Origin of the sequence: Erythrobacter ani (genome assembly GCF_019204025.1) — a bacterium.
Classification (GTDB): domain Bacteria; phylum Pseudomonadota; class Alphaproteobacteria; order Sphingomonadales; family Sphingomonadaceae; genus Erythrobacter; species Erythrobacter ani.
Map to the genome: position 1 here is coordinate 205425 of NZ_JAGSPB010000002.1, position 25553 is coordinate 230977.

23 protein-coding genes are annotated in these 25553 nt (G+C 59.3%); 6 read left to right on the plus strand and 17 right to left on the minus strand.

The window, feature by feature from the left end; genetic code table 11:
• Positions 1-226 precede the first annotated feature (226 nt).
• Positions 227-1129, plus strand: coding sequence for an NmrA family NAD(P)-binding protein (locus tag KCG45_RS08020; RefSeq protein WP_218316751.1), 903 nt, complete (start codon positions 227-229; stop codon positions 1127-1129).
• 10 nt (positions 1130-1139) lie between these two features.
• On the opposite strand, the gene KCG45_RS08025 is transcribed toward KCG45_RS08020, so the two are convergent.
• The 4 genes from KCG45_RS08025 to KCG45_RS08040 all read right to left on the minus strand — a co-directional run bounded on the left by KCG45_RS08025 (position 1140) and on the right by KCG45_RS08040 (position 4384).
• Positions 1140-1319, minus strand: a complete 180-nt coding sequence (locus KCG45_RS08025) for a hypothetical protein (RefSeq protein ID WP_218316752.1) — start codon at positions 1317-1319, stop codon at positions 1140-1142.
• 628 nt (positions 1320-1947) lie between these two features.
• A complete protein-coding gene (locus KCG45_RS08030; protein ID WP_218316753.1) occupies positions 1948-2319 on the minus strand; it encodes a putative quinol monooxygenase in 372 nt (123 codons plus the stop codon).
• Between the two features lie 274 nt (positions 2320-2593).
• On the minus strand, positions 2594-3193 hold the full coding sequence (locus KCG45_RS08035; RefSeq protein ID WP_218316754.1) for a GNAT family N-acetyltransferase: 600 nt from the start codon (positions 3191-3193) through the stop codon (positions 2594-2596).
• Positions 3194-3310: 117 nt separating this feature from the next.
• Complete coding sequence (locus KCG45_RS08040) at positions 3311-4384, minus strand: class I SAM-dependent methyltransferase (RefSeq protein ID WP_218316755.1); 1074 nt, start codon at positions 4382-4384, stop codon at positions 3311-3313.
• 261 nt (positions 4385-4645) lie between these two features.
• Here KCG45_RS08040 and KCG45_RS15620 point away from each other — a divergent pair, with 261 nt between their 5' ends.
• Complete coding sequence (locus KCG45_RS15620) at positions 4646-5926, plus strand: alpha/beta hydrolase (protein ID WP_218316756.1); 1281 nt, start codon at positions 4646-4648, stop codon at positions 5924-5926.
• A 268-nt stretch (positions 5927-6194) separates the two neighbouring features.
• Here KCG45_RS15620 and KCG45_RS08050 read toward each other — a convergent pair whose 3' ends face one another.
• Both KCG45_RS08050 and KCG45_RS08055 read right to left on the minus strand, forming a co-directional pair.
• Entirely contained in the window at positions 6195-7601 is a 1407-nt protein-coding gene (locus KCG45_RS08050) for an MFS transporter (protein ID WP_218316757.1), read from the minus strand.
• A 63-nt stretch (positions 7602-7664) separates the two neighbouring features.
• The gene (locus tag KCG45_RS08055; RefSeq protein ID WP_218316758.1) at positions 7665-8288 is read right to left on the minus strand and encodes a TetR/AcrR family transcriptional regulator; all 624 of its coding nucleotides are present in this window, start codon (positions 8286-8288) and stop codon (positions 7665-7667) included.
• A gap of 118 nt (positions 8289-8406) precedes the next feature.
• On the opposite strand from KCG45_RS08055, the gene KCG45_RS08060 reads away from it, so the two are divergent.
• The gene (locus tag KCG45_RS08060) at positions 8407-9213 is read left to right on the plus strand and encodes a phytanoyl-CoA dioxygenase family protein (RefSeq protein WP_218316759.1); all 807 of its coding nucleotides are present in this window, start codon (positions 8407-8409) and stop codon (positions 9211-9213) included.
• A gap of 19 nt (positions 9214-9232) precedes the next feature.
• Positions 9233-10063: a sugar phosphate isomerase/epimerase family protein gene (locus tag KCG45_RS08065; protein WP_218316760.1), complete on the plus strand. Its 831-nt coding sequence runs from the start codon at positions 9233-9235 to the stop codon at positions 10061-10063.
• A 4-nt stretch (positions 10064-10067) separates the two neighbouring features.
• On the opposite strand, the gene KCG45_RS08070 is transcribed toward KCG45_RS08065, so the two are convergent.
• The 11 genes from KCG45_RS08070 to KCG45_RS08120 form a co-directional block, all read right to left on the minus strand.
• A complete protein-coding gene (locus tag KCG45_RS08070) occupies positions 10068-10979 on the minus strand; it encodes a phytanoyl-CoA dioxygenase family protein (protein WP_218316761.1) in 912 nt (303 codons plus the stop codon).
• A gap of 19 nt (positions 10980-10998) precedes the next feature.
• Positions 10999-12312, minus strand: coding sequence for a xylose isomerase (gene xylA, locus KCG45_RS08075; RefSeq protein WP_218316762.1), 1314 nt, complete (start codon positions 12310-12312; stop codon positions 10999-11001).
• 10 nt (positions 12313-12322) lie between these two features.
• Positions 12323-13738, minus strand: coding sequence for a xylulokinase (xylB, locus tag KCG45_RS08080; RefSeq protein WP_218316763.1), 1416 nt, complete (start codon positions 13736-13738; stop codon positions 12323-12325).
• Positions 13738-14583: an aldose 1-epimerase gene (locus KCG45_RS08085; protein WP_218316764.1), complete on the minus strand. Its 846-nt coding sequence runs from the start codon at positions 14581-14583 to the stop codon at positions 13738-13740. The genes xylB and KCG45_RS08085 overlap by 1 nt, the downstream gene beginning before the upstream one ends.
• 6 nt (positions 14584-14589) lie before the next feature.
• The gene (locus KCG45_RS08090) at positions 14590-16761 is read right to left on the minus strand and encodes a beta-glucosidase family protein (protein ID WP_218316765.1); all 2172 of its coding nucleotides are present in this window, start codon (positions 16759-16761) and stop codon (positions 14590-14592) included.
• A 27-nt stretch (positions 16762-16788) separates the two neighbouring features.
• Positions 16789-19200: a TonB-dependent receptor gene (locus KCG45_RS08095; protein ID WP_218316766.1), complete on the minus strand. Its 2412-nt coding sequence runs from the start codon at positions 19198-19200 to the stop codon at positions 16789-16791.
• Between the two features lie 123 nt (positions 19201-19323).
• On the minus strand, positions 19324-19950 hold the full coding sequence (locus KCG45_RS08100; protein WP_218316767.1) for a TetR/AcrR family transcriptional regulator: 627 nt from the start codon (positions 19948-19950) through the stop codon (positions 19324-19326).
• Positions 19951-20923: 973 nt separating this feature from the next.
• A complete protein-coding gene (locus KCG45_RS08105; protein WP_218316768.1) occupies positions 20924-21694 on the minus strand; it encodes an enoyl-CoA hydratase in 771 nt (256 codons plus the stop codon).
• Entirely contained in the window at positions 21691-22164 is a 474-nt protein-coding gene (locus KCG45_RS08110) for a MarR family winged helix-turn-helix transcriptional regulator (protein WP_218316769.1), read from the minus strand. Before KCG45_RS08110 ends, KCG45_RS08105 begins: the two co-directional genes overlap by 4 nt.
• Before the next feature lie 65 nt (positions 22165-22229).
• A complete protein-coding gene (locus tag KCG45_RS08115) occupies positions 22230-23294 on the minus strand; it encodes an NAD(P)-dependent alcohol dehydrogenase (protein ID WP_218316770.1) in 1065 nt (354 codons plus the stop codon).
• Between the two features lie 106 nt (positions 23295-23400).
• Positions 23401-24195 carry an SDR family oxidoreductase gene (locus tag KCG45_RS08120; RefSeq protein WP_218316771.1) on the minus strand — a complete coding sequence of 265 codons (795 nt, stop codon included), beginning with the start codon at positions 24193-24195 and terminating at the stop codon, positions 23401-23403.
• 136 nt (positions 24196-24331) lie between these two features.
• On the opposite strand from KCG45_RS08120, the gene KCG45_RS08125 reads away from it, so the two are divergent.
• Positions 24332-24895, plus strand: a complete 564-nt coding sequence (locus KCG45_RS08125; RefSeq protein WP_218316772.1) for a hypothetical protein — start codon at positions 24332-24334, stop codon at positions 24893-24895.
• A gap of 128 nt (positions 24896-25023) precedes the next feature.
• Positions 25024-25485, plus strand: a complete 462-nt coding sequence (locus tag KCG45_RS08130) for a Dps family protein (RefSeq protein WP_218316773.1) — start codon at positions 25024-25026, stop codon at positions 25483-25485.
• The last annotated feature ends 68 nt before the right edge of the window (positions 25486-25553 follow it).

Sequence of the window (25553 nt, forward strand, 5' to 3'; positions counted from 1 at the left end):
TCTGCTGAATTCGTCGCTAACGGCGGCATGACCAAACGCCAACGCTTAAGGTGAAAACTACTCCGGTTTTAGGTGCTCTGAACAAACGTATTACGTTTGTCCGTGAGCTCGATTGCTGCCTTCACCGGATGAGCTATCGCGGGGCCTAAGGCTCCCTCCCCAGCTAGGCGAGGAACAACCGCTTTCTTGAATAGTTTGATTTGACTGTATTCTTCAGGAGTTTCAGATGGATAGAGAGAAGGTTGTAGTCGCGGGCGCTACGGGCGCGCTAGGCAAAATGATTTGTTCGCATCTCGCCAAGCTCGAAGCGCAATGCATCGCGCTTGCTCGCGAAGGTAGCGATGCAAAAGACGTCCGCGATCTTGAAGGATTGGGCGTGACAGTTGCCATCATCGACACTTCTAGCCCTGTTGAAATTGCGAAGACCTGCGAAGGCGCAGTATGCGTAGTTTCAGCGCTAGCTGGACTGCGTCCGGTCATCATCGATGCCCAAAAGGTACTTCTTGAAGGAGCGCTGACGGCAGGCGTGCCACGCTTCATCCCCTCTGATTTCGCGATCGACTTCTACCAAATGGAAGAGGGCCGCAATCGCAACCTCGATCTCAGACGCGAATTCGCGCAGCATCTCGAAGGGACAGCGATTGCTGCCACCAGCATCTTGAACGGGCTCTTCGCCGAATATATCTTTTCTGAATCGCCGCTTGTCGTATTCGACCATCACAAGAGCATCTATTTTGGATCTGACGATCAACAGATCGACATCACCTCGATGGATAATGCGGCCGAATACGCTGCCCACGCGGCTCTCGATGACAGTGCGCCGCGATATCTGCGCATCGCTGGGAATGTCCTTACCATCGATGACGTAGCTGACGAGGCGAGCGCAGGGACCGGCGACGCGTTTGAAACTCAATGGGTTGGCCCAGTCGCCACGCTGAAGCCCATGATCGAAATTGCGAAATGGTTCGACAGCGGAGATCAGCTTTATCCCGCCTTTCAGGGCATGCAATATACAGAGAATCTTTTCTCAGGGGATGCGAAGCTCGATCCATTGGATAACGAGCGATATCCGGTAGATTGGACGCCGTTGCGCGAGGTAATCGCTAGGGGCAAGCCGGATTTCATGTGATCGATGACGATTAGTTGAAATCACGCTCCAGTTTCTCGACAGCCGCTCTGGCGAGAGAAACCGTATGAGCCATAGCAATATCCATTTGTGCAGCATGCAACTTTGTCGCAACGAGGTCGGCAATACCATGCATAATGACCCATAAGAGCGGCGAGGCATCGTAATCTGAGCTTGCCCAGTACTTGGCCAAGACCGAACCTATGTTGGCAGGGCCAATTGAGGTCAGACCTTATGAGCTAAGAGACGATTTCTCGAGGCATGGTGCACAAGCAAGGTCGAAAACCGAACATCTGCGTCTCTTACACGACGTACACATGACTTGGTGTTGGCGACATTTATCCGGCGGGGGCATGCGCCTGATTTCGGGTGTCGAAGCACTCGTTGGTCTGCTGATGATCGGTTGGACTGCTTCGATGCACGCCGTCGCTTCGCGTCGGTGGTAGTTTCGCAACGCAAGTGACGTATAAGGACCGGCTCACGAGCTCTCAGCGAGTTCATGACCTGAATCTCAGAAGGTGAAAATTGCCACCTGGGACGAGATAGAAACAACATCGGCAAATGGGCCGGTAGGAGACTGTCCGGTTTTGGATTGAGCTGATGAGAAAGCAGACGGTAAGCGCGTCGCGCGTGCACGCGAGCGCCGCCGCACGCATCCGCAGGCGCGCGGGACGATGCTCCGTTTCGAGAGCTTAGCAACCCGACCGCGGCGGTTAGGGGCATGCATTGGCAGGGGACCGAGCGATTTCGCTAAACAGTCTGCAAAGACAAGTTTGAGGGCTGCCCTAAACCCGAAACCACATCAACGTACTGGGCCGAAATCACATCGGCTCGAAATACCCCATCTGCGGCTCTTCGATAAGCAGCGAGTTGATATGCGACCAATCACCGGATTCGTTGATCCGGATAAAGTGCTCCTGATGCAGTGCCTTCGTTTCCCAGACTTCCTTCAGGATGAACACGTTGGCCTCATCGACGTCGCGGTAGACCTTGGCTGAAACAAACCCTGACTCGGCCGACATTGCCTCGGACACACCGTCCATGATCCCGACGAACTCATCGAGGCCGGCATCGCTTGCCTCAAAGCGGATGATCAGCGTGACGCCTTCCTCCGCTGGCGAGGCTGCAGGCGCGCAGGCGGCAAGCCCGATCGCAAGCGGGAGTATGATAGAGGCTATGAGGCGAGAAATCATGGTCGAAGTTCCTTGAGAATCGAAAGGCGAAAATGGTCGGCGCTAGGTCCGTGGCGCGTCATGCAGCGTCGGGTTCCTCGCGCAGCGGTCTATCTGCAGGAGCAACAGGGGGGCAATGCCGCGCCAAGCTCAATCGGGATGCACGCAGACCGACCTGACCCCGGCCGCACGAATGCGGCAGTCGGTCCTGAGCGGGCTCTGTGAAGTCATAAGACCATCCAATTGTCAGGAGGCATCAGGGCTCGTCCGGTCATGCGCCCGCTCGCCCCGCAATTCACCGCGCCTCGCGCAGCATGAATGTTACGGGCGGACACTTGCCATGCTGAGACGAGCCCGTGACCCTAAAGCCATGCCGCTCATAAAAGGAGATGTTGCGCGGATTTGGCGTTTCCAGATAGGCCGGCAAGCGTTCGGCATCGACCATGGCTAGACAGCGACGCATAAGCTCCGCCCCGATGCCCTTTGACTGCCAGTTCGCGTCGGTGCCGAACCATGGCAGGTACCAGTGTGGAAATTCAGGGTGCGCACGCTCCATGTCGGCAAAGACCGCAAACATGTCGGCGTGTTGGCTCTGCGCAACGGTTTCGAGCAGGCAAGTCTCGATCGCTTCGTCGTCGGGGGCAGTTCCGGGTGCAAGCCACATGGCTGCGGCGCGGTTTTGCGGATCGCTATAGACCGTTCCTGCGGCGAAGGCTCTGCCTCCAAATGCTTCGAGGAAGCGGGGGAAACTCGCCAGATAGGCGGCTGCCTGAGGATACATCCAGCGAATGACCGGATCGCCGATGAAGGCTGACGTCAGCGTGCCGACGGTCTGTTCGATGGCTTCGCGCGGCATCGGCGCGGACTTGCTGAGAGTGGCAGATGAAGAAGTCATGACGGGTTGTTGCTCCGCGAATGGGGTGTGAGCCGGTAGCTATGCGATGACGAGTAACCCCGGGCGCTCGAGAGAGGACGGGGGAAATTTGGGTGCCCCAGATCGGTTGCCGATGGGTCAACCCCGGCAAACGTAGTAGGCGTTCTGAATGTCGTGCTCGAGCCGGTGCATTGCGACGTCCCCGAAGCCCGCCTTGGCGAGCATCTCGGACGCCTTCTCTTCGCCCCAGGCGGCACCAAGTCCGACACCGCCCTGCGCCAGACTAACAGTCATGCAATGCATCAAGCTGATCGTGTAAATGAATGGCGCCAGCGGATGGTCGCGATTGGCCGCGACATCGGTGTGCGCCCAGATATCCTGCGCGATATAAACAGCATCGTCCCGCATAGCGCGGCGGATGTTGCCGAGCAGCGTCTCCGGATGCGGTTGGTCGTGGATCGCATCGAAGGTGAAGACGAGATCGAACGCGCGCTCGTCACGCATCTTCATGCAGTCGAGCACCTCGAACCGCAGGTTGGGCAGATCAGCCGCCTTTTCGCGCGCGGTGGCGATTGCATCGCATGACAGGTCGTAACCCACAAAGCGGCTGTTCGGAAAACGCTCGGCAAAGATGCGCAGGGCGCGCCCGCGGCCGCAGCCGACATCAAGGACGTCGATGCCTTGCTCCAGCCGCTCGACAAGGCCGGTTACGAGGCCCAGCGTCGCATCGGCATCGAAGGTGAGCGTGCCTTCTTCTTCCATTACTTCGTGGAAACGTGGATAGGCGCTGTAAGGCACGCCGCCGCCTTTCTCGAAGCAGCGCACGATTTCAGTCTCGACGGGCGCGAGCACGCCCACCCACTGCATCATGCTGGACATGCTACCCGCAGGCGCATCGGCGCCGAGAAACAGCGCATGGTCGGCCGGGAGGCTGTATCGGCCAAGATCGTCCACATAGGTGATGCCGGCAGTCGTGACGGCCCCTAGCCATTCGGCCACGTAGCGCTCTTGCAGGCCAAGCGAGTTGGCCCAGCCTGCAGGCGACTTGGCATCGCCCGAACGCATTGCGTCGAACAGGCCAAGACGATGGCCGATCGAAAGCGACATGGCCGTCGCGGCCTTGTTGATTGTATCGACGAGCCCCGCGGCAAATGGCGGGAGCTCTGCCTGGTCGGCAAATTCGTCGACAACCTTACTATGGGCGAGGCACATGATTCTATTCCTTCCGGTTTGCTTGTCAGGCTAGAATCGCGCCGGGCTGGGCCAGCGGCACGATCGAGATGAAAAATGCGATTTGCAGGGCCGCCCAGATGGCGACCACCGTGCCAAACAATCTGTCTGTCATGGGTATATCCTTGAATGTCATGACGCCTTGTCCCTCACATCCGTGGCAACCAGAAGGGCAGCGAACGTGGTAATTTGCCGGAGAAGCGTGGTATTGGCGTGGTGATCGTAGGAAGGGTGCGAGCGGAAGTGACGCAGATCGAACTAGCTGAGGACATTCGCATCTTGCGTGACGGGCGTGAGGTCGAACTTCCGAAGTCGCGCAAGGCGCGCGCGTTGCTCGCCTTTCTTGCGCTGCAGGATCGCCCGGTCCACCGCTCCCGGCTGAGCGAGATGTTCTGGGAGCGCGCTGCCGACCCGCGCGGCGGTCTGCGCTGGTCGCTGACCCGGTTGCGCAAGGCGCTCGGCCCGGACGAAGGCTGGCTGGTGGCGGACAAATCCTCGGTGTCGCTGAACTGCCCCAGCGAGGCTCTGTCTATCGCGCGCGAAGACATCGATCGCCTGCTGCTGGCCACAGAAAGCGGCGAGCATGACGCATACGCCGCTTGGCTTGTCACAAAGCGGGAGGAGTTGGGAACGCTGGCAGACCCAGCCCACTCAGTTAGCGATCCAGGGCGCGAGGATGTTCCGCGCCAGACGATCCGCTACACGACCGCGCCCGACGGCACGCGCATAGCATATGCCGCCATGGGCGAAGGCCGCCCGGTGATGAAAGCCGCCAACTGGCTCACCCATCTAGACGCCGAGCTGGAAATCCCTGCCTGGTCTGGCTTCTCCATCGAGCTTGCGCGCCGATATCGCCTGTATCGCTATGACGAGCGCGGCAATGGACTCAGCGATTGGAAGGTCGAGGATTTGTCCTTCGATGCTTTTGTCAGCGATCTCGAATGCGTTGTCGAGGCGCTAGGTCTGGAGCGTTTCCCCCTTATTGGCATCAGCCAGGGCGCGTCGGTCTCTATCGAATATGCGGCGCGTCACCCCGAAAAGGTCAGCGGCCTGGTGCTGATCGGGGGCTACCCGGCCGGCTGGCGCTTCCACGACAATCCCGAAATGGTTGCACGGCGGGAGGCGGAGATGACACTAGTGCGCCACGGCTGGGGCGACAATTCGCCCGCCTACCGCCAGATATTCTCGCACAGCTTCTTTCCCGACGCCGACAGCAAGACCATCGATCGGTTCAACGAATTTCAACGCCAGACGACCTCGGCCGAAAATGCCGCGCGTTTCATCGATACCTTCGGCGACATCGATGTCCGCAAACGCTTGGCGCAGATCGAGGTCCCAACGCTGGTGCTGCACAGCCGCGACGACCAGCGCATCACGGCAAGTGTTGGTGCCGATCTCGCTGCACGCTTGCCGAACGCCGAACTTCAGACCTTGCCGTCGAACAGTCACTTGCCGCATCCGGGGGAAGCGGCGTTTGACCAGATGGTAAAGGGGGTAGAGGCGTTTCTGGAGAACTTGGAGTGATCGCCAACAAGCACAGATGTCAAGAGTTGGGCCGGTAGGAGACTGTCGGCTATCTTATGTGAATGCAGAGCAAGCGGACGTGGCACTTTGGCTTCAGGATTCGGCGGGTTCTTACGTGCATGTCAGAGGCGATAGCAACTCAATCCGCCCACTGTCCGAGTCCACCAATCCACTGGGTCTGGAGACTGCTCGAAGGCGAGGTTGTAGGAAGGCGCGTACCGTCTTTGTCGGACTGTAGCGCGTCGCGCCTGCGTACGTGCGCGATTGGCTACGCATCTGCGCAGGTGGGCGTGGCGGCCTCGCCCTCCTTTAGCTGCTTTCGGATCGCTGCATGCCTTTCTCCATCGAGCGGGTAGCCAAGCGAAATTATGATGATGAAGAGGGTCCCCAGCATTGGAACAAATACCATCACGGCCTCAATCGCGGTCAGCGTGATATCCGTTTGTGGCTCATTCGCGACGAACCCGACAAGGTCGAGGACAAATCCAAGCAGCAAGGCGTTAACCCCGACTGCTGCTTTTTGTGCGAATGCAGCGAAGCCGAAAATGCGCGCTTCAGCTCGTTCCCCGGTTTGCAACTCGCCGTATTCCACCGTGTCGGGGAGCATCGACCAGAACAACACGGGCAAGGCGCCCCCACCAACGCCGATGATTGCGATGGCGCTGAAGAGAAATGCTACCTGCTCGGCCGGAACGAGCCAGAACATCAGATAGCCCGCAAAGGCAATGATCGACCCTTCGCACAGCGCGCGGGCTTTGGATGTCTTGGCGGCCCGCCAGACCCAGAAGGGGATCGTGAAGAGCAGCAACCCGGCCGGCATCGTGAGCGCCCAGACAGTCAGATCTTCCCGCTCTGCCACGTACTTAAAATAGTAAAGCAGGTTCTTTGAAAACATCGCCAGGCAAATCGACCCGATCACCACGATTGCAAGAACACGCAGCAGCGGGCCGTTCCTTAAAAGCATCGAGGGAAGCCCCGCCAGATCAGTTCCAAGGCTGCCTGTTGGCGCGCTCTCTTCGCCAGACGGTTCCTTGATCGCCCACGCGCAATACAGCACACCCGCGGCCAGGATCACTCCGGCGACGCTTGCCGCAACGCTATACGCTTCGGCTTCGCGGCCCTCGCCATAGACACCGACGAGCAGCGGGGTGACAAAGACCACGGTCAAGGCACCGAGAGCAGCACCGGCCATTCGAAACCCTGCGATCGTCGTTCGCTCTCGCGCATCGCCTGTCAGCCGCGCCTGTAGCGATGCGAAAGGCACACCCACGATCGTGTAGCATGTGCGCAGCAGGACATGCGTCGCTAGCGCCCATATTGCCGGATCAATGCCGCTGTCACCCGGCCCTGAGAATGCCAACGGATAGCTGACCGCGAGGGGAATGCTGCCGCCGACCAGCCACGGTCGATAACGGCCGATTCGCGTGCGCGTGCGGTCGACCAGCGCGGCGACCAGCGGGTCGGTCACCGCATCCCACACCATGGCGGCCAGATAAATCGCTCCGGCGGTCGCAGGCGCAATGCCAAATACATCGGTGTAGACATACAGCAGGAACAGCGCCGTACCCTGCCAGACCAGGTTGAGCGAATAATCGCCCACTCCGAAGGCCAGCCTTCCGGGCCAGCTAACCCTGTCACCGCGAAGCTCTGCCGTACCCGTTGCATACTGTGCCATGAGCCATAACTGAACGATCGGTCAGAAAAAGCCAAGCCCACCGGTGGATAGAGTATCGGCAGGTCAGAGCCCGAGCATGGTACTTATGGCGTTTTCATAGCCTTCGAAGAATTCCTCGCTTTGCGTGTCGACACCAAGAGCCCGGTTCCAGAGCGGGGAAAGCGCGAGAAAAAGCTGTGCGCCGCCTGCGATCAGGTTCTGCAGGTAAACGGCATCGACCTGCGGCAACTGTCCTGCCTTGCGCATCCGGTCGATGTAGAATTCGAACGCGACGATATGGTCCTTGAGGTAGCGATCGGTGATGAAGCGCGACCGCCACGTGTCCTTCGTCCCCTCGATCATGGGAATCACTACATAGGCGCGATGTCGCCTGCACACGGCGAAATAGGCTCGGATGATGTGGCGTAGCGGAGCCTCAGTTTCATCGAAGTCTTCAAGCTCGCGCGCCAGCTCCACGTTCACCTGATCGAACACATGGACGATGGTGTCTTTCCAAAGCTGCTCCTTGTCCGGGAAATAATAGAGCAGGTTCTGTTTCGAGATGCCGGCCTCCGTCGCAACCGCGCCGAGCGAGGCTCCGTCATAGCCCAGGTCTGCAAACAATTGCGCCGCCGCATTCAGCACCGAAGCCCGAGACTTTTCGCGCTGCTGCTGGCGCTTGTTCGATTTGGATTGAGTGGCAACCATGCGAGCACGCTTACAGCACGGAATGACGGTTCGGAACCATGCCTAATTTCATTGACCGTTCGGTCAGCGAAAGATAAGATCGATACCAGTTCAGATATTGCAGACTAGGATGCCGATCATGGCCAGCACAGTAACGGTCACCCACACCGCAGATTCTGCGATCCCGAACGCCGAAACAGTCCGGGAGGACTTCCAGCGTGATGGGTTTGCTGTGGTACAGGATCTGGCCGGGCAAAGTGAGCTCGAAGAATTGAGAGGCGCCTACGAAGACGCGCTGGCGGGCCGGGTCGATTATGGGGAGCACGATCGGCAATTGGGTGGGATCACACGCCAGCTGATGCTGCCACACATGCATGATCCGCGCTTTGCAAATAGCGAGGCAGTGCGTCGCGGTGCCGAACTGGCCGCCCCAATCCTGGGCACCGACAGTCCGCAATTCCTTTTCTCGATGCTGATCTACAAACCGCCGATGCATCCCCACGAAACGCCCTGGCATCAGGACATGGCCTATGCTGGTCGCCCATGCACCGAACCCGGTGTCATTCTGCCCAACAACGCGGTCGTGCAATACTGGCTCGCGCTGGACGACGTCGATGAAGAAACCGGATGCATGACATTCGTCCCCGGCATGCAGGGCAAACCGATGCCGGAACATCGTGTGGCAAGCGGGGCCCCGGAGGATGAAAGCCGGCTGCTCGAAATGGTCGATGCGGAGCGCGATCTGGACCTTTCTACAGCAAGACCCTGCGCGCTGAGAGCGGGTTCAGCCACGATGCATGGCTATGCCGCGCCGCACTACACTGGTCCCAATCGAACCCGCGACCGCCATCGCCGGGCTTTCATCTTCTCCTTTGCCAACCCGCAAGCCATGGCCGCCATGATGAGCGATCGCGGCGACTGGGACAGCATGGTGGACGAGGGTTGAGACGGGTGGCGCAGCGACGATGACTTTTCGCCAGCATATAAACATCGGCAATCTCTGGACTCTACCAGGCGACAGCAAGACTCCATTGCACGAAGACGCGCCGGACTGGCCTGCTATCCGCAACGCAGGGTTCGTAGGCCTGCAGCATTATTTCCCCGATCCTGCCGGTCTTGCCGCCGGGCTTGAAATGAGCGGGATGGGACGGGTCACTGCGCCTGCCGAAGTCGAACCGCTGGCTGCGCAGCACAAGGAGTGGGGTTTCATCTGCACCACCCTGCATGTCGGCACCGGACTTGAAACCGATAGCGAGATGGATGTCTTGGCTGCCGCAGTGCTGGAAGCGTCGGCCAAGCATGGACTGCCGCTTTACATCGAAACACACCGCGCAACGATGACGCAGGATATCCGGCGCACGCTCGACCTTTGCGAACGCTTTCCAGACCTGCGTTTCAACGCCGACCTGTCGCATTGGTACACGGGTCATGAGATGCGGTATGGAGATTTCGAAGCCAAGCTTGCGGCGCTTGCGCCGATCTTTGAGCGGGTCCGCTACATGCATGGGCGCATTGGTGACAGCTGCACCATGCAATTGCCTCTCGCCGAGGCGCGAGAGATCCAGTGTTGGGAAGACTATGCCGCAATGTGGAGCGCGTGCCTGACGGGTTTTGCGCAGGCGAAAGCCGATGAGCCGACCGTCTTTGCGCCCGAATTGCTCCCACGGGAAATGGAATTCGCTGGCACCGTGCATAAGCTCAACTATGCCAAGATGATCGATGGCAAGGAGTTGAGCGATCGCTGGAGCGAGGCGCTGGAAATGACCGAGTTCGTCCGCGAGCTCGAAGCCGCCTGAGCGCCTAGCCGGGGTTCAACTTTTGCATCACCGCGCCGAAGATTCGAGCGGCCTGTGCCGGATCTTCGGGCCGAAGGAAGGGTATGAGGGATTCTTCCTTGCCTTTCCACGCATACGGGTCTTCTCCGCTGATCATCTCGAAATCGCGAAAATCGTCACGCGGCTGCGGCGGAAATCCGAGCGTCCACGGCAGTAGCGAGCGCGCATTCATCACGTGATTGACGATCGCCCGGCGGTAACCCTCGCTGCGCGTGTTGTTGAGCGAGCGATGCAAGACATAGCCGTGGAAGATAACGACATCGCCCGCATCTGCATCGACCGCCACGCCCCCTTCGCGTTCGTACGGGAAATCCTTGGCCTCCTGCGAGCTGTCGAACCGCGCATCGCCGTGATTGTGGGTGGGCCAGATGATCCCATGCTTGTGGCTACCCGGATGCATCCACAGCCCGCCATTGTCGATCCGCGCATCATCAAGCGCGATCCACACACCTGCCAGCGACTGGTCCCGCGTTGGGATATAGAATTCGTCCTGGTGCCAGGCCTGCCCGGGTTTACCGGCATTCTTCACGAATAGCATCGATTGCATGCATTTGATGTCCGGTCCGATGATCGCCCTCAGCGCATTGACAATCGCAGGCTCGGTCAGGGTCGAGCGCATCACTTCGGAAAACTTGTGTGGAAAGTGGATCGCCAGCACGCGCTGCATTGCTTCTTCTGCGTTCTTCGCACCTTCCGAGACGATATCCGCCCCCATGATCTCGCCGCGTTCACCGCTGCAAATGGCGAGCGTTTCTTCCCGCAATTTCTCGATCTGCTCAGCATTGAAGGCACTCTTGAGGACGAAATATCCGTCACGCTCATACGCCTCCGAAATGGCGGCGGTGTCAGTCGTTTGTGCAGCAAACGTGGCAGTCACATGTCATTCCTCTCTCATTTCAGACAAAGCGGTTGATCAGGTTTTCAAGATACTCCTGCCGACCCGAAACCGGCTGTGGGTCGGAATTGCTCTTAACCGCGTGATCGGCGGCTTTGGCCAAGGTAAGCTCACCTGCAAGGATGCTCTCGCCGAATGAGCCGCTCCACCCGGCGTAGCGGTCCTCCACAAACCGATCGAGTGTGCCATCCTTGATGATCGCGGCGGCGTTGAGCAGGGCTTTTGCCAAGACATCGACGCCGCCGATATGCGCGTGGAACAGATCTTCTGCGTCGACCGATTGCCGCCTTAGCTTGGCATCGAAATTGAACCCGCCGGTCGAGAATCCACCGCCTTTCAGCACATGGTACATCGCCAATGTCATTTCCGGCACGTTGCTTGGAAATTGATCGGTGTCCCAGCCATTTTGCGGGTCACCGCGATTGATGTCGATCGATCCAAAAATTCCGAGCGCATTGGCAGTCGCGATTTCGTGTTCGAACGTGTTGCCCGCAAGTGTGGCGTGATTGGCTTCGATATTGACCTGGATTTCGTCCTCAAGCCCGTACCGTTTCAGGAAGCCATAAACTGTGGCGGTATCGCGATCATACTGGTGCTTGGTCGGTTCGTGCGGCTTGGGTTCGATCAGGATCGCGCCGTCAAAGCCGATCTTGTGCTTGTGTTCGACCACCATCGCCATGAACCGGCCGAGCTGATCGAGCTCCTGCGCCTGATTGGTGTTGAGGATAGTGTCGTAACCTTCGCGTCCGCCCCACAAGACATAGTTGGCGCCGCCCAAACGGTGCGTGACATCGAGCATTGAACACACCTGATGCGCGGCCCAGGCGAAGATCTGGGGATCCGGATTGGTCGCGGCGCCCGCAGCATAACGGGGATGGCTGAACAGATTGGCGGTGCCCCATAGAAGCTGCACGCCAGTCTCGGCGACTTTGTTCTCCATCTTGTCTGCGATCGCTTCAAGCTCGCGCGAATAGGCGGCGATGCTTGCATGATCGGCCATCGCATCGACATCGTGGAAGCAATAGAACGGCGCACCCAGCTTGGCGAAGAAGTCGAAGGCATTGTCGAGCTTGACCTGCGCGAGTTCGGGCGTCGCGGGCGTGCCCGGATGCCACGGGCGCTCGAATGTGGGCGCGCCAAAGATGTCGTGACCTGCCCAGGCGAAGCTGTGCCAATAACAGACCGCCCATCGCAAATGGTCGCGCATGCTTTTGCCGAGAACGACGCGCTCGGCATCATAGTGGCGAAACGCCAGCGGATTGTCGCTTTGGGGGCCCTCATATCGAATAGCGGGAATGTCCGCGAAGTAGGTCATGATTGTCCTTTTAGAAATTGGGCTGCAGCGAAGAATAGAGCGCGCGAAACCGATCGAGCCGTTCGTGAGGGTTCGCGGTTGGAAGATAGCGGGCCTGCTCGCGCGGCATGGTGCAGACGGCTTCCGGCGTCTCTCCGGTTACCGCGAGACGCGCGAGCCTGGCCGCGCCGCTGGCTGGTCCGACCGCCGACCCGTCGCGATAGACCAATGGCACTTGCAGCGCATTCGCAAGGATCTGCGCCCAATAGGCTGACCGCGAACCGCCGCCGATCACCGAGAGTTCATTGAGATCGAGCGCCAGCGCATCGAGCCCGTCGCGAAGGCCAAATGCTACGCCCTCAAGCACGGCATCAACCAGTGCGGCAGGATCGGTGTCATGGGTCAGTCCGAAGAAGCACCCCTTCGCGCGCGGATCATTGTGCGGTGTGCGCTCTCCGGAAAGGTAGGGCAGGAAGATCGGCGGATCGTCCTGTTCTCCGGTCGCCTCCGCAGCAGCAAGAGCAGCGGGAACGCCAGCGAAGCCGGTCAGCCGGATGACCCAGTCAAGGCAGGCGGTGGCAGACAGCATCACCGACATGACGTGCCAGCGACCGGGCAGCGCGTGGCAGAAGGCATGCACGCCTTGCTCCGGATTGGGGGCAAAGCCGTCGCTTGCAGCGAAGATGACACCCGATGTGCCGAGGCTGAGAAATGCCTGACCGGCATCTATCACCCCTGCGCCGATTGCACCGGCGGCCTGATCGCCCCCGCCACCCGCCACGGGCACGTGGGGGAGGCCCAGATCATCGGCAATATCGGGGCGCAGCATTCCGGACTGCTCGCTCCCTTCGACAAGGCCGGGCATTTGGCTTTCGTCGAGGCCGGTCGCAGCCAGCATCTCGCCCGACCAGCGGCGCCCCGCGACATCTAGCCAGAGCGTACCCGATGCATCGGACATCTCGCTTGTCTTCTCCCCGGTCAATCGCAGGCGGATGTAGTCCTTGGGCAGCAAAACGGCCTTAAGCGCGGCGAAGGAGTCCGGTTCGTTCTCGCGCAGCCATGCGAGCTTTGGGGCGGTGAAACCGGGCATTGCGACGTTGCCAGTGTGCTCGAGCGCTAGCGGACCCAGGGCGGCGCATTGCGAGGCACTGCGTCCATCGTTCCACAGAATGGCGGGACGCAGCACATTATCATCTGCACCCAGCAGGACCGCACCATGCATCTGTCCGGAAAGGCCAAGCCCTTTGCACGCGGATCGCAAGTCGGCGGGAAGCGCAAGGATCGCCGATTGTGTGGCGCTCCACCACTGCTCAGGGTCCTGTTCAGACCAAAGCGCATGGGGGCGCTGGATGGAAAGCGGCTCGGTGTGCTCGGCCACCATAGCGCCGGAATTATCGACAAGGACAGCTTTGACACCCGATGTGCCGATATCCACGCCGAGCCACATCAGCCGGGCACCTCAACTGCGAAACGGCATTCAACCGACCAGCATTTCCCCGGTTTCAGCCAGCGCAGGCCGGTTTCGGCAGGCGGCTCCTTCCGGTTGACCGCGTCCGGCATATGGCTGACCGGCTCGACACAGAAAAACGGCTCTTCGGCAGGCACGTAGACATGCGTAAAGCGAAGCGCAGGGTCGGGGCGCATCGTCAATCGGTGCGTGGGCCATGTCACGGCGATCTCAGGATCGTCTGACACGAAGCAATTGTCGAATGACCAGCCTGCGAACCAGTCCGGCTGCCGGTCGAGTGCTTTTATCTCGCTAGGCAAGCGGTCCTCACCATTGTGCCATATCGCCCGCACTGGCGCATCCAGAACAGCACCCTCGCGCGGGAAATAGGGATGGAAACCCAGCCCCGCCGGCATTGGCAAATTGCCCTGATTGATGAGCGAAAGCCGTTGAAGAAAGCCGTCCGATGTCAGAACGAAATGCTGCTGCGCCTCGTACGCCCAGGGCCACTGGCTGCCATCGTGCTGATGCCGGATAATCGCCGCATTTCGATCATCTTCGGCGATTTCCCATGCGTCCATCCAGCCAAGTCCGTGCAACGCATGAACGGGTTCCGCTTCGGGCTTGACGGGTGCAAGAGTGACGCGCTGTGAGCCTGCCAAAAAACGCCCCTGGTCAATCCGGTTACAGAACGGAACCAAGGGAAAGCTGGCGAGAGATAGCGGGTCTTGATCGCCTGCGCCTTTGCGGAAGATATCGATGCCCTGCCACCTGAAGGACGCGATACTGCCGCCCGTCTCGGGCAGCAGGGTCAATTCCACATCGCGTCCGGACAGCGTCAGCATTGATCGCTACAATGATAAGGTGGCGGCGATGAGATCTGCCGAACTGCCACCGGCAAGAACGCTGTATTCCCCGGTTTCGAGGGTCCAGCTGCCGGTCGCCTCATTATACCAGCGCAGATCGTCGGTCGGGACTGACACATGTACATGCACGGTCTCTCCGGGGGCGATCGCAACCCTCTCGAAGCCCTTCAGCAGCTTCTTCTGGCGCTCAATGCTCTTGCCCGGCGGGGAGATATAGAACTGCACCACTTCGTCCGCTGCGACAGTGCCGGTGTTGGTGACCGAGACCTGTGCGAGGATGGCGTCGCCATGGCGTGCGGCCTTGACTGAACGATAGGCAAAGCTGGCATAGCTGAGGCCATGACCGAACGGGAATTGCGGCGTCACTCCATCGCGTTCGAACTTGGTATATCCGTGCCACAAATCATATGTGATCACGTCCGCATTCTTGTCGAAAAACGGGTATTCACCCTCGTCATTGGCAACGGTGAACGGGAGTTTACCCGACGGTGAGACGTCCCCAAACAGCAGCCGTGCAAGTGCTGTCCCGCCCTCCATTCCGGAATAGAAAGTCTGAAGGATTGCAGCACAGCTGCCTGCCCAGTCGCAGATGATGGCTGAGCCACTTGCGATCACCACGATCGTATTGGGGTTGGCCTCAGCAATGGCCTTGACGAGATCGGCCTGATCGTCCGGCAGGCGCAGTTTTTCGCGGTCGCCTCCGCGATCGCCAGCCGCACCCATGGCTCCGGAATTGTGGCCAGCGCCCTGCTTTTCAGCCTGACTTTCAATCATGGCCGCAATCATCAGTTTCAGCTCTTCGGGAATTTTCGCCCCCGGCTGCATCAATGCGGATTGGCCGATATCGCCAGGGATGAACTCGCCTTCGTGCTCGGCCGTCGTCCCGACCACGACAATTGCAGCATCAAGACCTTTCGCCGCCTCAGCTGCCGCCGCAACATCGCTTTCGTCACCCGAAAGCGGAATGTCCGGTTCGCCGAGATAGCTGGCGATGCCCGCAAGTGCTGTCGTGACGTATGGAGGGGAGACTTTGGACGATCCATCGTCGCCCGTGTTCACCATCGCGGCAAGGCTACCGAAAACGCCGACGTTGGCACCTTTGTCGAGTGGCAGGGCGCCTTCGTTCTTTAGCAACACCGCCGATTTCTCCGCCGCTTCGCGAGCGACGGCGATGTGCGCGTCGTTTGCGACGATATCCTGCGTGTATTCTGCCAGCGGATCCTCGGCGCAGGCGAAGCGATAGATGATCCGCAAGATCCGGCGGCAAGCGGTGTCGATCACCCCCGGTTCGACCTGCTGCTGCTGGACCCCTTCAATCAGGCGTTCACCGAATTGCAGCGGCTCGGGGTTTTCAACGTCAAGACCTGCCGACGCACCATAGGGCGCGTAGACACCCAGCATCCAGTCGGAGTGGACGAACCCGTCAAAGCCCCATTCATGGCGCAAAATATCAGTGAGCAGCTCGCGATGTTGGCCGCAATATTCGCCGTTCATCTTGTTATAGGCGCTCATCACAGAGGCGCAGCCAGCGTCGAGAATGCGCTTGAAATGCGGGAGATAGACTTCGCGCAAGACCCGGCCATCGATCCTTACGTCGATCTTGAAACGGGCATTCTCAATCGAGTTCAGCGCGTAATGCTTGACCGTGGCGACGACATTGTGCGCCTGAATACCTTGGGCAAGACTTGCGCCCAGCTCGCCCAAATGGAACGGGTCTTCGCCATAGGTTTCTTGCGCGCGGCCCCAGCCGGGATGGCGCAGCAGATTGACGCAGACCGCGCCTGAGAGTGTGCAACCCTGCGCCCGTGCCTCAGCTCCCATGACCTCACCGATGCGGCGTTCGAGATCGCGGTCCCAGGATGCGCCGCGTGCCATTGTGCAGGGAAAGCAAGTAGAGCCGGTGTCGCCGCTGCCCCGCGCGACGCCACGCGGACCATCGGTGAAATAGAGCGCAGGTACGCCCAGTCGCTCAATCCCGCCGCCCGCGCGATAGGGCTCACCTCCCCATACCCCGCCGGTGCGGGCCATGGCTTGGAAGAAGCCCTTGCCGGACATCATGCCGACTTTCTCTTCAAGAGTAGCTTCGGCAATGATTGCCTCGATCGTCTCTTCGATCTCAGCACTATTCATCCCCTTGCGCGGAGCGAATTGGGTCATATTTGGACTTTCTCCTGAAAGGGGCGATCAGAACGCGACGAAGGCCTGGACACCGATAAGACGCTCGGCATCGCGGGTGACAAACTGTCCAAGATCGCCGGCCCCACCGAACGGCAGATCAAAGATTGCCGTAACAAAATTGGTATCAAACAGATTGTTCGCGAAAACGCTCACCCCGTAAAGACCATCAGCCTGCTCGACCCCAATGCTCGCATTGACGATGGTAAAGCCATCCTGTTCGTACGGGCTGGCGATACCGGCCGGCACGAGGGTGAAATTGTTATCGCTACGCGTCAGCGAGTTGACTTGCAGAAAGCCGTTGAAATTGTCGGTGATCGGCTGATCGTATCGACCGTTCAGTGTAAGCGAGAGCTGCGGAGCATTGGTCGCCTGCAAGCCTGAAGCATCAAATGAAGATGCACCGCCAGAGCATGGATTGTCCGGTAGAGCCTGGGCCACGCGTGGACAGGCCGCACCGACAAACTCGTCGAACTCAGTATCAGCATAGGCAAGGCCGGCGGAAAACGAGAGTCCGTCCGTCGGAAGTACGCCAAGCTCCAATTCAAACCCTTGTGTCACCAGTTCGCCCGCATTGGTCACCCCGAACGAACCGAGGGTCGCCCCCGGAGGAGTTTCAAAGACCTGCGCCTGAAAGTCATCGAATTCCGTGCGGAACAGTACCAGACTGGCATTGAAAGCGCCGCGCGCTGCCTTGATCCCAACTTCATAATTCGTCGGGATTTCCGGAGCCACCAATGCAGCCTCCAGAGGAGACACACCGTCTGGAATAATGAAATCGACCTGGGTGTCGAAACCTGGCCCTTTGTATCCGCGCGAGACCGTAGCGAAGAAGTTCACATCCTGTGCCAACTCGTAACGCGCGCCAAAACGAAACGACAGATTGCCGTCATCCGTTTCCAGGTCATATGCGAGCGGTGCGAAAGGTGCACCAAGCACCGCGTTGAAGATCGGTGAAGTTCCTGCAGGAGCAAAACGATCCAAGGTCGCCTCTACTTCGGTCCAGGTGTAGCGCCCGCCCGCAATCAGCGTGAAGCTATCTGTAAGGTCGTATTCGGCCTGACCGAAGATCGCGATGTCGCGGACGGATACTTCGATGTCGACCGCCCGCCCGCCGATATCGCCAGGGTTGAGGACAAACGGCGTACCCGGGATCGGAACTGGAATTCCATTCTCCAGAAACTGTGAGAACAGCGGAACGAAGGACCCTGTCTGAACAACTTCGTTGGAATTGGTGCTCTCATAATAAAAACCGCCAATCACGAACGAGAACGGTTGGTCAGCCGGGGATGTCAGCCGGATTTCCTGCGAGAACTGATCGAGGTTGTTCGAGCCGACATTCACGTCCAGTATGTTGAATGTGCTGTTGTCGGCATCGTTGTTATCGATCTGCAACCATTCGCGATAAGCGGTGATCGATGTCAGGGTGAATTCGCCGATATCGTAATTGATCTCGACCGAACCGCCATAATCCTCCACCTCGTTGAAGAACTCGCCCGATATCGAGACGATATCGATTTCCGGGTCGGCTGCAGCGATGATCTCTGGATCTAGCACCGGAGGGATCAAGCCGGGGATGGGGGAGGTGACCAAAGGCGAGTCTGGCGCCAGAGCACGGATGGGAAACACGCTCGCCTGGTTGTCGCGGCGAATGTAGTCGGCACGGACGATGACTTCGAGATCGCTTCCATTGTCGAATAGCAATGACCCACGGATGCCATATTCCTCACGGTCGTTCAGATCGTCACCGGTCTGGATGTCGGTGATGAACCCGTCGCGTGAATTATAGTATCCCGTGAGCCGGAAACCGAGATTTTCGGCAATCGGGCCAGTGAGCGCCGCTGAGGCCTGGAAGTCATTGTCCTCGCCATAGCTGACCCGCGCTTCGACGCCAAAGTCTTCAAGATCGGGGCGTTTTGTAATGATATTTATGAGGCCCGCAGAAGCGTTACGCCCGAACAGCATCCCTTGCGGACCGCGCAGAACCTCCACCCGCTCAATGTCTATAAGGTCAGCAAGACCCTGACCCGCGCGAGCAAGCGGAACGCCGTCAACGACCGAACCCACGCTTTGCTCAACTCCATCTGCGAAGATCGCCGTACCGACCCCGCGCACCCGAAAGCCGGCACCGCGCGGCGTGTTGGAATCGCCAAGACCCAGTCCGGGCGACGTGAATTGCAGGTCGGTCGCTTCCGAGAAGCCAAGCGCATTCAGCGTCTCGCCGTCTGTAACGGCGATGGAGACCGGCACTTCGACCAGTCGTTCTTCGCGCTTTTGAGCGGTGACGATGATGACGTTGTCGCTTTGCGCAACCACCTCTTCGTCTGTGTTTTCCTGAGCATAGACCGGGCTGGCAATCGCAGCCCCTAGAATGGTCCCTGCGAGCAGCCGCGCCGAACGGCAGCGTCCCTGAACGCGCATAGTTCTCTCCCATTGTGCCCCGGAATGATTGACTCTGCCGGGTGCAGGAAGAGGCTAAAACGTTTTCAACCGATCGGTCAATATAAAGTTTGACCGGTCGGACAGTAAAGGCGATTCTGGCGCCTATGTCCGAGTCAACAACTCGATCATGTGCTTCACATAATTTGCGCGAAACTCTGCATCACGGGGGCTGATCTCAACAGCATCCTGCCACAGCTGGTGTTGGCCGATAAGAAGCTGCCCGCCGCCGGTAATAAGGGTCTGGAAGATCACGGGATCCACGTCAGGGATGACGCCTGCGTTGGTCAGCTGAGAGAGATAATCGCGCATAACCTCGATATGGCGGCGAAGGTGTTTCTCAGCGAGCCAACGGGTGCGCCAGTTTTCCGCGTGCCCTTCCATATTCATGATCTGAACATAGGGTGGAAAACGGCAGCATGCCTCAAGGTAAGTTTCGATGAGGTGCTTCAAACCGCTGCGATCAACCGACGGATGGTTGGCCAGGCGTGCGACATAGAAATCGTCGACCTCCTGCCAGTGATGGTCGATAGCTTGCTTCCACAATTCGTCTTTATTGGAAAAGTAATACAGAACGTTCGCCTTGGGCACGCCCGCCCGCTTGGCAATATCGCCAATCGATGTCGCTTCGAAACCACGCTCCGCAAACAGTTCAAGAGCCGCAGTGCGGATGGTTCCTGCGGCATCCTCATAAAGAGGTGGACGCCCGGACTTCGATTTGGATTGGCTCATTTTCAATGCCTTGCTGGTGGGCAACCTAGAAGTGATGCCCTGGCTTACATGTCCTCTTGACCCGCATCTACCCCATCAGGACGGCCGATTGCGTTCACTTTTGTAGGTCGCCGTTCGCGATCGCCCATACCAGTCATCCGCAAAGGAGGATGTGCCGCTATCGAACTACGGCCTTTGTTCGGCTCGTCGATCACAGCCCTAGGCAAGTTCTATGATTGGTTGAGTGCAAATTTCGGAGCTATCCTGAAGCGTGGCGTCCGGTAATGGAAACACGTTCAAACTGGGTGGGCGGGTTGAAATGAGCAGCCCACTACTCGTTGACCAATTCGCGGCAGCCGATGCCCGCTTTAGGGGGCAACGGATCTACGCTTAACGTCTTGAACTAGGGTGCAAAGCCGCCATTCGCAGCACTCAATCGCCGCGCGGCTATTTCACGACAGGTGTTGTCCGGAGTGGCTGAACCGACCTATGCGCGAACAATTGGCAAACCGCGCGCGAATGGAAATCTTGCGAGCACACCATACCCCGCGAATGCGGGGCATAAGCTTATGATATTTCTTTGAAATAGCGTTTTGGGCGAAACACACCCGTCTACGAGTTGAGCGTGTTTGCGCTGAGCCGCAGACAACTCGTAGTTTCATAAAGTTATGGAACTAGATGATAATTTTTTGGTCGACGAGCGAGCTGTTTGCGATCCACCAAATTCTTATCCCTCTTATCTCTTAAAGCCGCGCTTCACTCACATACGAGTTGCAAATCTTACCGGTGACAACCGATACCAGCAGGCTAATTGCGAAGCGCTGCGATGGGCGCAGTTGTCCCTCTCAGTCCCGGGTTTTCCACAGAAGCGCGGGCAAGTGGGGGCCAGCTTGAGGGTCTTTCATTTCTACGATTTTGAAAAACAAAATCAGTTGTTTACTCGATCTATTGGCTTCCCTTCACCGCTCCGGACTAGCCCACTGGCCGCGAGCGGCTACGGATGCACTGCGGCGCGTTTCTGGGCCATTGCCGAGACGCTTTCCATGAATTCCGGCGAGCGCAACTGATCCGCGAAAATCTTGCCCTCTGTCTCCATGACTTCACCGATTGTGTCGGTCTGGGTTCGCATCAGCGCTTTCGTATGCCGCATGGCTTGCGGCGCGGCCTGTGCGACTGTTGCGGCAAGCGTTCGCGCTTCGGAGGCGAAATCGCTGTCCGCAAACACGCGGGAGACCAGGCCCATACGCAGCGCCTCGTGCGATTCGAGGATGCGGCCGGTCATGAACACGTCGCTTGCAGCGGCCATGCCGATCGCGGCGGGAAGCAGCATCGAGGATGCGGCTTCGGGTACGAGGCCAAGTTTCACGAACGGCGCAGCAAAGGTTGCGCTTTCAGCGGCATAGACGAGATCGCAGTGCAGCGTCAGCGTCAGGCCAACCCCGATTGCGGGGCCGTTCACCGCTGCGATCAGCGGTTTGCGACAATCCTTGATCGCATGGAGGAAGCGGATGACCGGCGGCAAATCGTCATTATCCGCGCCGCCATTTGCGGCCATGGCGAAATCCTTAAGGTCGTTGCCGCTGGTGAAGTAATCGCCTTCGCCGATGAACATCAGCGCGCGAGCATCATCATCCGTGCCATAGGCGTTCACGGCATCCGCCATCGCGGCGTACATCGCCTGCGTGATCGCATTTTTCTTGTCGGCACGGGCGAGGGTAACGGTGGTGATGCGGTCGGCATGCTCCACGCGGATGAAATCGGTCATGAAGAAATCCTTTCAGGGGAGAGCGCCGCCACTTTGCTGGCGACGATGGGTTCGGCTTGCATTGCAAGATGATCGAGGAAGCGCGCGATGGTATCGCGCTCGCTTTCGGAAAACGGGGCCAGCAATTCGCGGTTGATCGCCTTTGTGATCGGGGCGGCGCGTTGGGCGGCTGCGCGGCCTGCGGGCAGGATGTGGAGACGGACACCGCGCGCGTCGTCTGGATCGGGCCTGCGCTCGGCAAATCCGCCCGCTTCGAGCCGGTCGACCAACCCGCTCACGCCCGGTTTGCCGAGCTGCAATTGCCTGGCGATGCTCCCCAGCGACAATCCGTCTTCGCGCATGAGCATGAACAGGATAGTCTGCTGCGCATTGCCGAGCCCGACTGTGTCGCGCAGATGCCGGTCGGCCGCGCGGAACAGTGCGGAATGGGCGGCCTGGAGCCGGTGAAAGACGCGGAGCTGTTTGGACATTTAAGTTCGCATACGAACTAAATCATCTGTCCTGTCAAGTGCAGCGACGAACGAACGCTCGCGCATCAGCTGCTGCGCAGGCTCTCCATGTCGATGACGAAGCGGTATTTGATGTCGCTCGCTTCCATCCGGTCGTAAGCCGTCTGGATATCCTCCATCGCGATCGTCTCGATATCGGGAACGATCGCGTTCTCGGCGCAGAAATCGAGCATTTCCTGTGTTTCCGCGAGGCCGCCGATCCCGCTTCCGGTCAGTACCTTTCGGCCCAGCAGGACGCCCGAGTGCATTTCCGGCATCATGTCGATCATCCCGACCAGGACCTGCACGCCGTCGATCCGCAGCAGGTTGAGGTAGGGGGTGACGTCATGGCGGACGGGAATCGTGTTCAGCACCATGTCGAAATACCCCGTCTTGGCCTTCATCGCCGGTTTGTCGGTTGTGTTGAGGAATGCGTGAGCGCCCAGCATCTCCGCATCTTCACGCTTGCTTTCGCTGCGGGACAGGACGGTCACCTCTGCCCCCATCGCTGCGGCCAGCTTCACACCCATGTGCCCAAGCCCGCCCAGTCCTGCGACCGCAACCTTGCTGCCGGGCCCGACATTCCAGGTGCGCAGCGGTGAATAGGACGTGATCCCCGCGCACAGCAGCGGCGCAGCTTCCGCCATGGGCAGGGTATCGGGCACCTTCAGCACGAATTCTTCGCGGCAGACGATACGCTCCGAATAGCCGCCGAATGTGGTCGAACCGTCGCGCCGGTCCTTGCCATTGTAGGTGCCGACCATTCCCTGCTTGCAATATTGTTCGAGGTCTTCCTCGCAGTGCGCACATTCCAGGCAGCTGTCGACCATGCAGCCGATCGCCACCCGGTCGCCGACCTTGTGGCGGGTCACATCGTCCCCGACAGCGCTGACCGTACCGACTATCTCGTGACCCGGCACGATCGGATAGGTTGTGAAACCCCAATCATTGCGGGCCGAATGCAGGTCCGAATGGCAGATCCCGCAATGGCTGATTTCGATCAGGACGTCGTCTTCACGCAGGCCGCGGCGGGTGATGTCCATCGGGCCGACGCCGCTGTCGGGTGCCGTCGCGCCGTAAGCCTTGGTCGGATATTCGTTCGTCGCTGTCATTTGTTTTCCCTCGCGGCCAATTCGCTTCGCTCATACCTCCGGGCGGGCGGCCCAACCGGCCGACGCTCGGCCGCGCTTCGGCTGCCGCGACCGGGAGGCGTCTTTCTCATTTCGGCGGCATCCGGATCGCGCCATCGAGGCGGAACTGATGACCGTTAATGTATGAATTGCGCGCGATCTCGCAGATCAAGGAGGCGAATTCTTCGGGCTCTCCAAGACGTTTGGGGAAGGGGACACTGGCATTGAGCTGGTCCCACATTTGCGGATTGCGATCCTTCATGCCGAGCATCAGCGGCGTCGCGAAAATGCCCGGCATGACCGAGTTTACGCGAATGCCGAGATCCATCAGGTCGCGGGCCATCGGGAGGACCAGCCCGTTCACACCCGATTTGCAGCTGCCGTATATAACCTGCCCGATTTGGCCATCCTGCGCCGCGACGCTCGCCGTGAGGGTGATCGAGCCGCGTTCGCCGTCCTCGTTCAGCGGATCGCTGTTCGCCATTCCGAGCGCGGAGAGGCTCGCGATCCGGTAGCTGGCGACCAGAATACCTTCGGCGCCGAAAGCGTAATCCTCTGTCGGGAGCCGTTTGTAGCCGCCGGTCGCCTTGTCGAACCCGATGGTCTTGCCGCGCTTTGATGCCATGGCGCAATGTACGGTGACGCGCTCTTGCCCGTTCGCAGCGCGCGCAGCGGCAAAGCCTTGGGCGGCGCTGGCTTCATCGGTGATGTCGACATGGTGATAGGTGCCACCGATCGCGGCGGCGTGTTCCTCGCCAGCCTCATCGTTGATGTCGAAAATCGCGACCTTCAATCCGTGCCCGGCGAGCGCGGCCGCGCTAGCCCGGCCCAGTCCCGATGCGCCTCCAGTAACAATCGCGGCCATGCCCTGTTCGAGTTTCATCGTCTCTCCCTATGTCTGTCGGCAAGTGTCTCTCGCCAAGATGACTAGGCCGGATCGCGCCGCCGGGCCACCCGCCAAAATGAAGCAGGCCGCGCTTCGGTGTTCAGAACACCGCGGTATGCTAAAGCGCCCGCCGATGGACGCTTTCCTGGTCACATTTGCCGCGACGTTCCTGCTTGCGCTGGGGGCGCGCGATCAATTGATTGTCGCGCAATTCTCGGATGCCGTGGGCAGGACCGGGCCGATGCTGGTGCTCGGCATGGCGGTGGCCGCAGCAAGCGCCGCCGCAGCGGCCTATGCCGGATGGAGCGTCGCCGCGCTTCTGCCCGCGGGCGCTGTGCATCTGCTTGCGTGCCTTGCGCTGGTGCTTGCCGCGATCGATCTGGCCTTGCCGGTGCATCTCAGATCCATGAAGGAACCGACGCGCAGCTATGTTGCGATTGCGGCGGTCCTGTTCGTTCGCCAGGTCATGGGTGCGGCGCGCATCGTAATCTTTGCCTTGGCGCTGATGGCCATTCACCTCTGGCCGCACGCGGCGGGAGGCGCGCTCGGCGGCGCAGCGGCAATCGGTCTGGGCTGGTATTGGGGCAAGGACAGCTTCGACCGCGCTCCGCTGTTATGGATGAGACGCATCATGGCTGCCTGTCTGATTGTTGCGGCGTTCCTGATCGGATCGAACGCTCGTTTCGCAGGTCTGTGATCGCTCAAGCCGATTAGTGCGATTTGCTTTCCCCGCGAAACCGAATGCTCGTTTCGACGTTAATCAAGCGAAACATCAACGATGCGAAGGCCGACGCGCCTTGCCATCGACAACAGGAGGTAAACCCCATGGCCGAAGCCAAGAACAATTCGAAAACTGCACTCATCGCCGAGATCAACGGCCTGCTGGCAGATCATTTCGCGCTCTACGTCAAAACGAAGAATTTCCACTGGCATGTGAAGGGACCGCGTTTCCGCGATCTGCACCTGCTGTTCGATGAACAGGCGATCGAGATTCGCGACCAGATCGATGCCATCGGTGAGCGCGCCCGGAAACAGGGCGGTGACACGATCACTTCGGTCGGCATGATCTCGGAGCTGACTCAGGTGAAGAACCAGGACAGTGCGTCCTTGTCCGCCGAAGACATGATCACCGAACTGCGCGACGATAACCAGAAAATGGTCGATCGGCTGAAGGGCATGAAGGAATTGGCCGAACAGGCAGGCGACAACGCCACCGACGGCCTGTTGGATGACTGGACCGACATGGCAGAGGAGCGCGTCTGGTTCCTCAGCTCGCTGCTCGACTAAACAAAACCGATCTGCGCTTCGTGGTCGCAGATTACTCTTAATCAAAGGGTCGTTTCTGGTTAGCCGGA

Bases quoted from the DNA above. Each gene is read 5' to 3' on its own strand.
- KCG45_RS08100 (WP_218316767.1), bottom strand. From the start codon at position 19,950: ATGAGCCAATCCAAATCGAAGTCCGGGCGTCCACCTCTTTATGAGGAT.
- KCG45_RS08130 (WP_218316773.1), top strand. From the start codon at position 25,024: ATGGCCGAAGCCAAGAACAATTCGAAAACTGCACTCATCGCCGAGATC.
- KCG45_RS08105 (WP_218316768.1), bottom strand. From the start codon at position 21,694: ATGACCGATTTCATCCGCGTGGAGCATGCCGACCGCATCACCACCGTT.
- KCG45_RS08110 (WP_218316769.1), bottom strand. From the start codon at position 22,164: ATGTCCAAACAGCTCCGCGTCTTTCACCGGCTCCAGGCCGCCCATTCC.
- KCG45_RS08060 (WP_218316759.1), top strand. From the start codon at position 8,407: ATGGCCAGCACAGTAACGGTCACCCACACCGCAGATTCTGCGATCCCG.
- KCG45_RS08035 (WP_218316754.1), bottom strand. From the start codon at position 3,193: ATGACTTCTTCATCTGCCACTCTCAGCAAGTCCGCGCCGATGCCGCGC.
- KCG45_RS08055 (WP_218316758.1), bottom strand. From the start codon at position 8,288: ATGGTTGCCACTCAATCCAAATCGAACAAGCGCCAGCAGCAGCGCGAA.
- KCG45_RS08095 (WP_218316766.1), bottom strand. From the start codon at position 19,200: ATGCGCGTTCAGGGACGCTGCCGTTCGGCGCGGCTGCTCGCAGGGACC.
- KCG45_RS08085 (WP_218316764.1), bottom strand. From the start codon at position 14,583: ATGCTGACGCTGTCCGGACGCGATGTGGAATTGACCCTGCTGCCCGAG.
- KCG45_RS08120 (WP_218316771.1), bottom strand. From the start codon at position 24,195: ATGAAACTCGAACAGGGCATGGCCGCGATTGTTACTGGAGGCGCATCG.
- KCG45_RS08020 (WP_218316751.1), top strand. From the start codon at position 227: ATGGATAGAGAGAAGGTTGTAGTCGCGGGCGCTACGGGCGCGCTAGGC.
- KCG45_RS08040 (WP_218316755.1), bottom strand. From the start codon at position 4,384: ATGTGCCTCGCCCATAGTAAGGTTGTCGACGAATTTGCCGACCAGGCA.
- xylA (WP_218316762.1), bottom strand. From the start codon at position 12,312: ATGACCTACTTCGCGGACATTCCCGCTATTCGATATGAGGGCCCCCAA.
- KCG45_RS08065 (WP_218316760.1), top strand. From the start codon at position 9,233: ATGACTTTTCGCCAGCATATAAACATCGGCAATCTCTGGACTCTACCA.
- KCG45_RS08050 (WP_218316757.1), bottom strand. From the start codon at position 7,601: ATGGCACAGTATGCAACGGGTACGGCAGAGCTTCGCGGTGACAGGGTT.
- KCG45_RS08125 (WP_218316772.1), top strand. From the start codon at position 24,332: ATGGACGCTTTCCTGGTCACATTTGCCGCGACGTTCCTGCTTGCGCTG.
- KCG45_RS08030 (WP_218316753.1), bottom strand. From the start codon at position 2,319: ATGATTTCTCGCCTCATAGCCTCTATCATACTCCCGCTTGCGATCGGG.
- KCG45_RS08090 (WP_218316765.1), bottom strand. From the start codon at position 16,761: ATGACCCAATTCGCTCCGCGCAAGGGGATGAATAGTGCTGAGATCGAA.
- xylB (WP_218316763.1), bottom strand. From the start codon at position 13,738: ATGTGGCTCGGCGTGGATATCGGCACATCGGGTGTCAAAGCTGTCCTT.
- KCG45_RS08115 (WP_218316770.1), bottom strand. From the start codon at position 23,294: ATGACAGCGACGAACGAATATCCGACCAAGGCTTACGGCGCGACGGCA.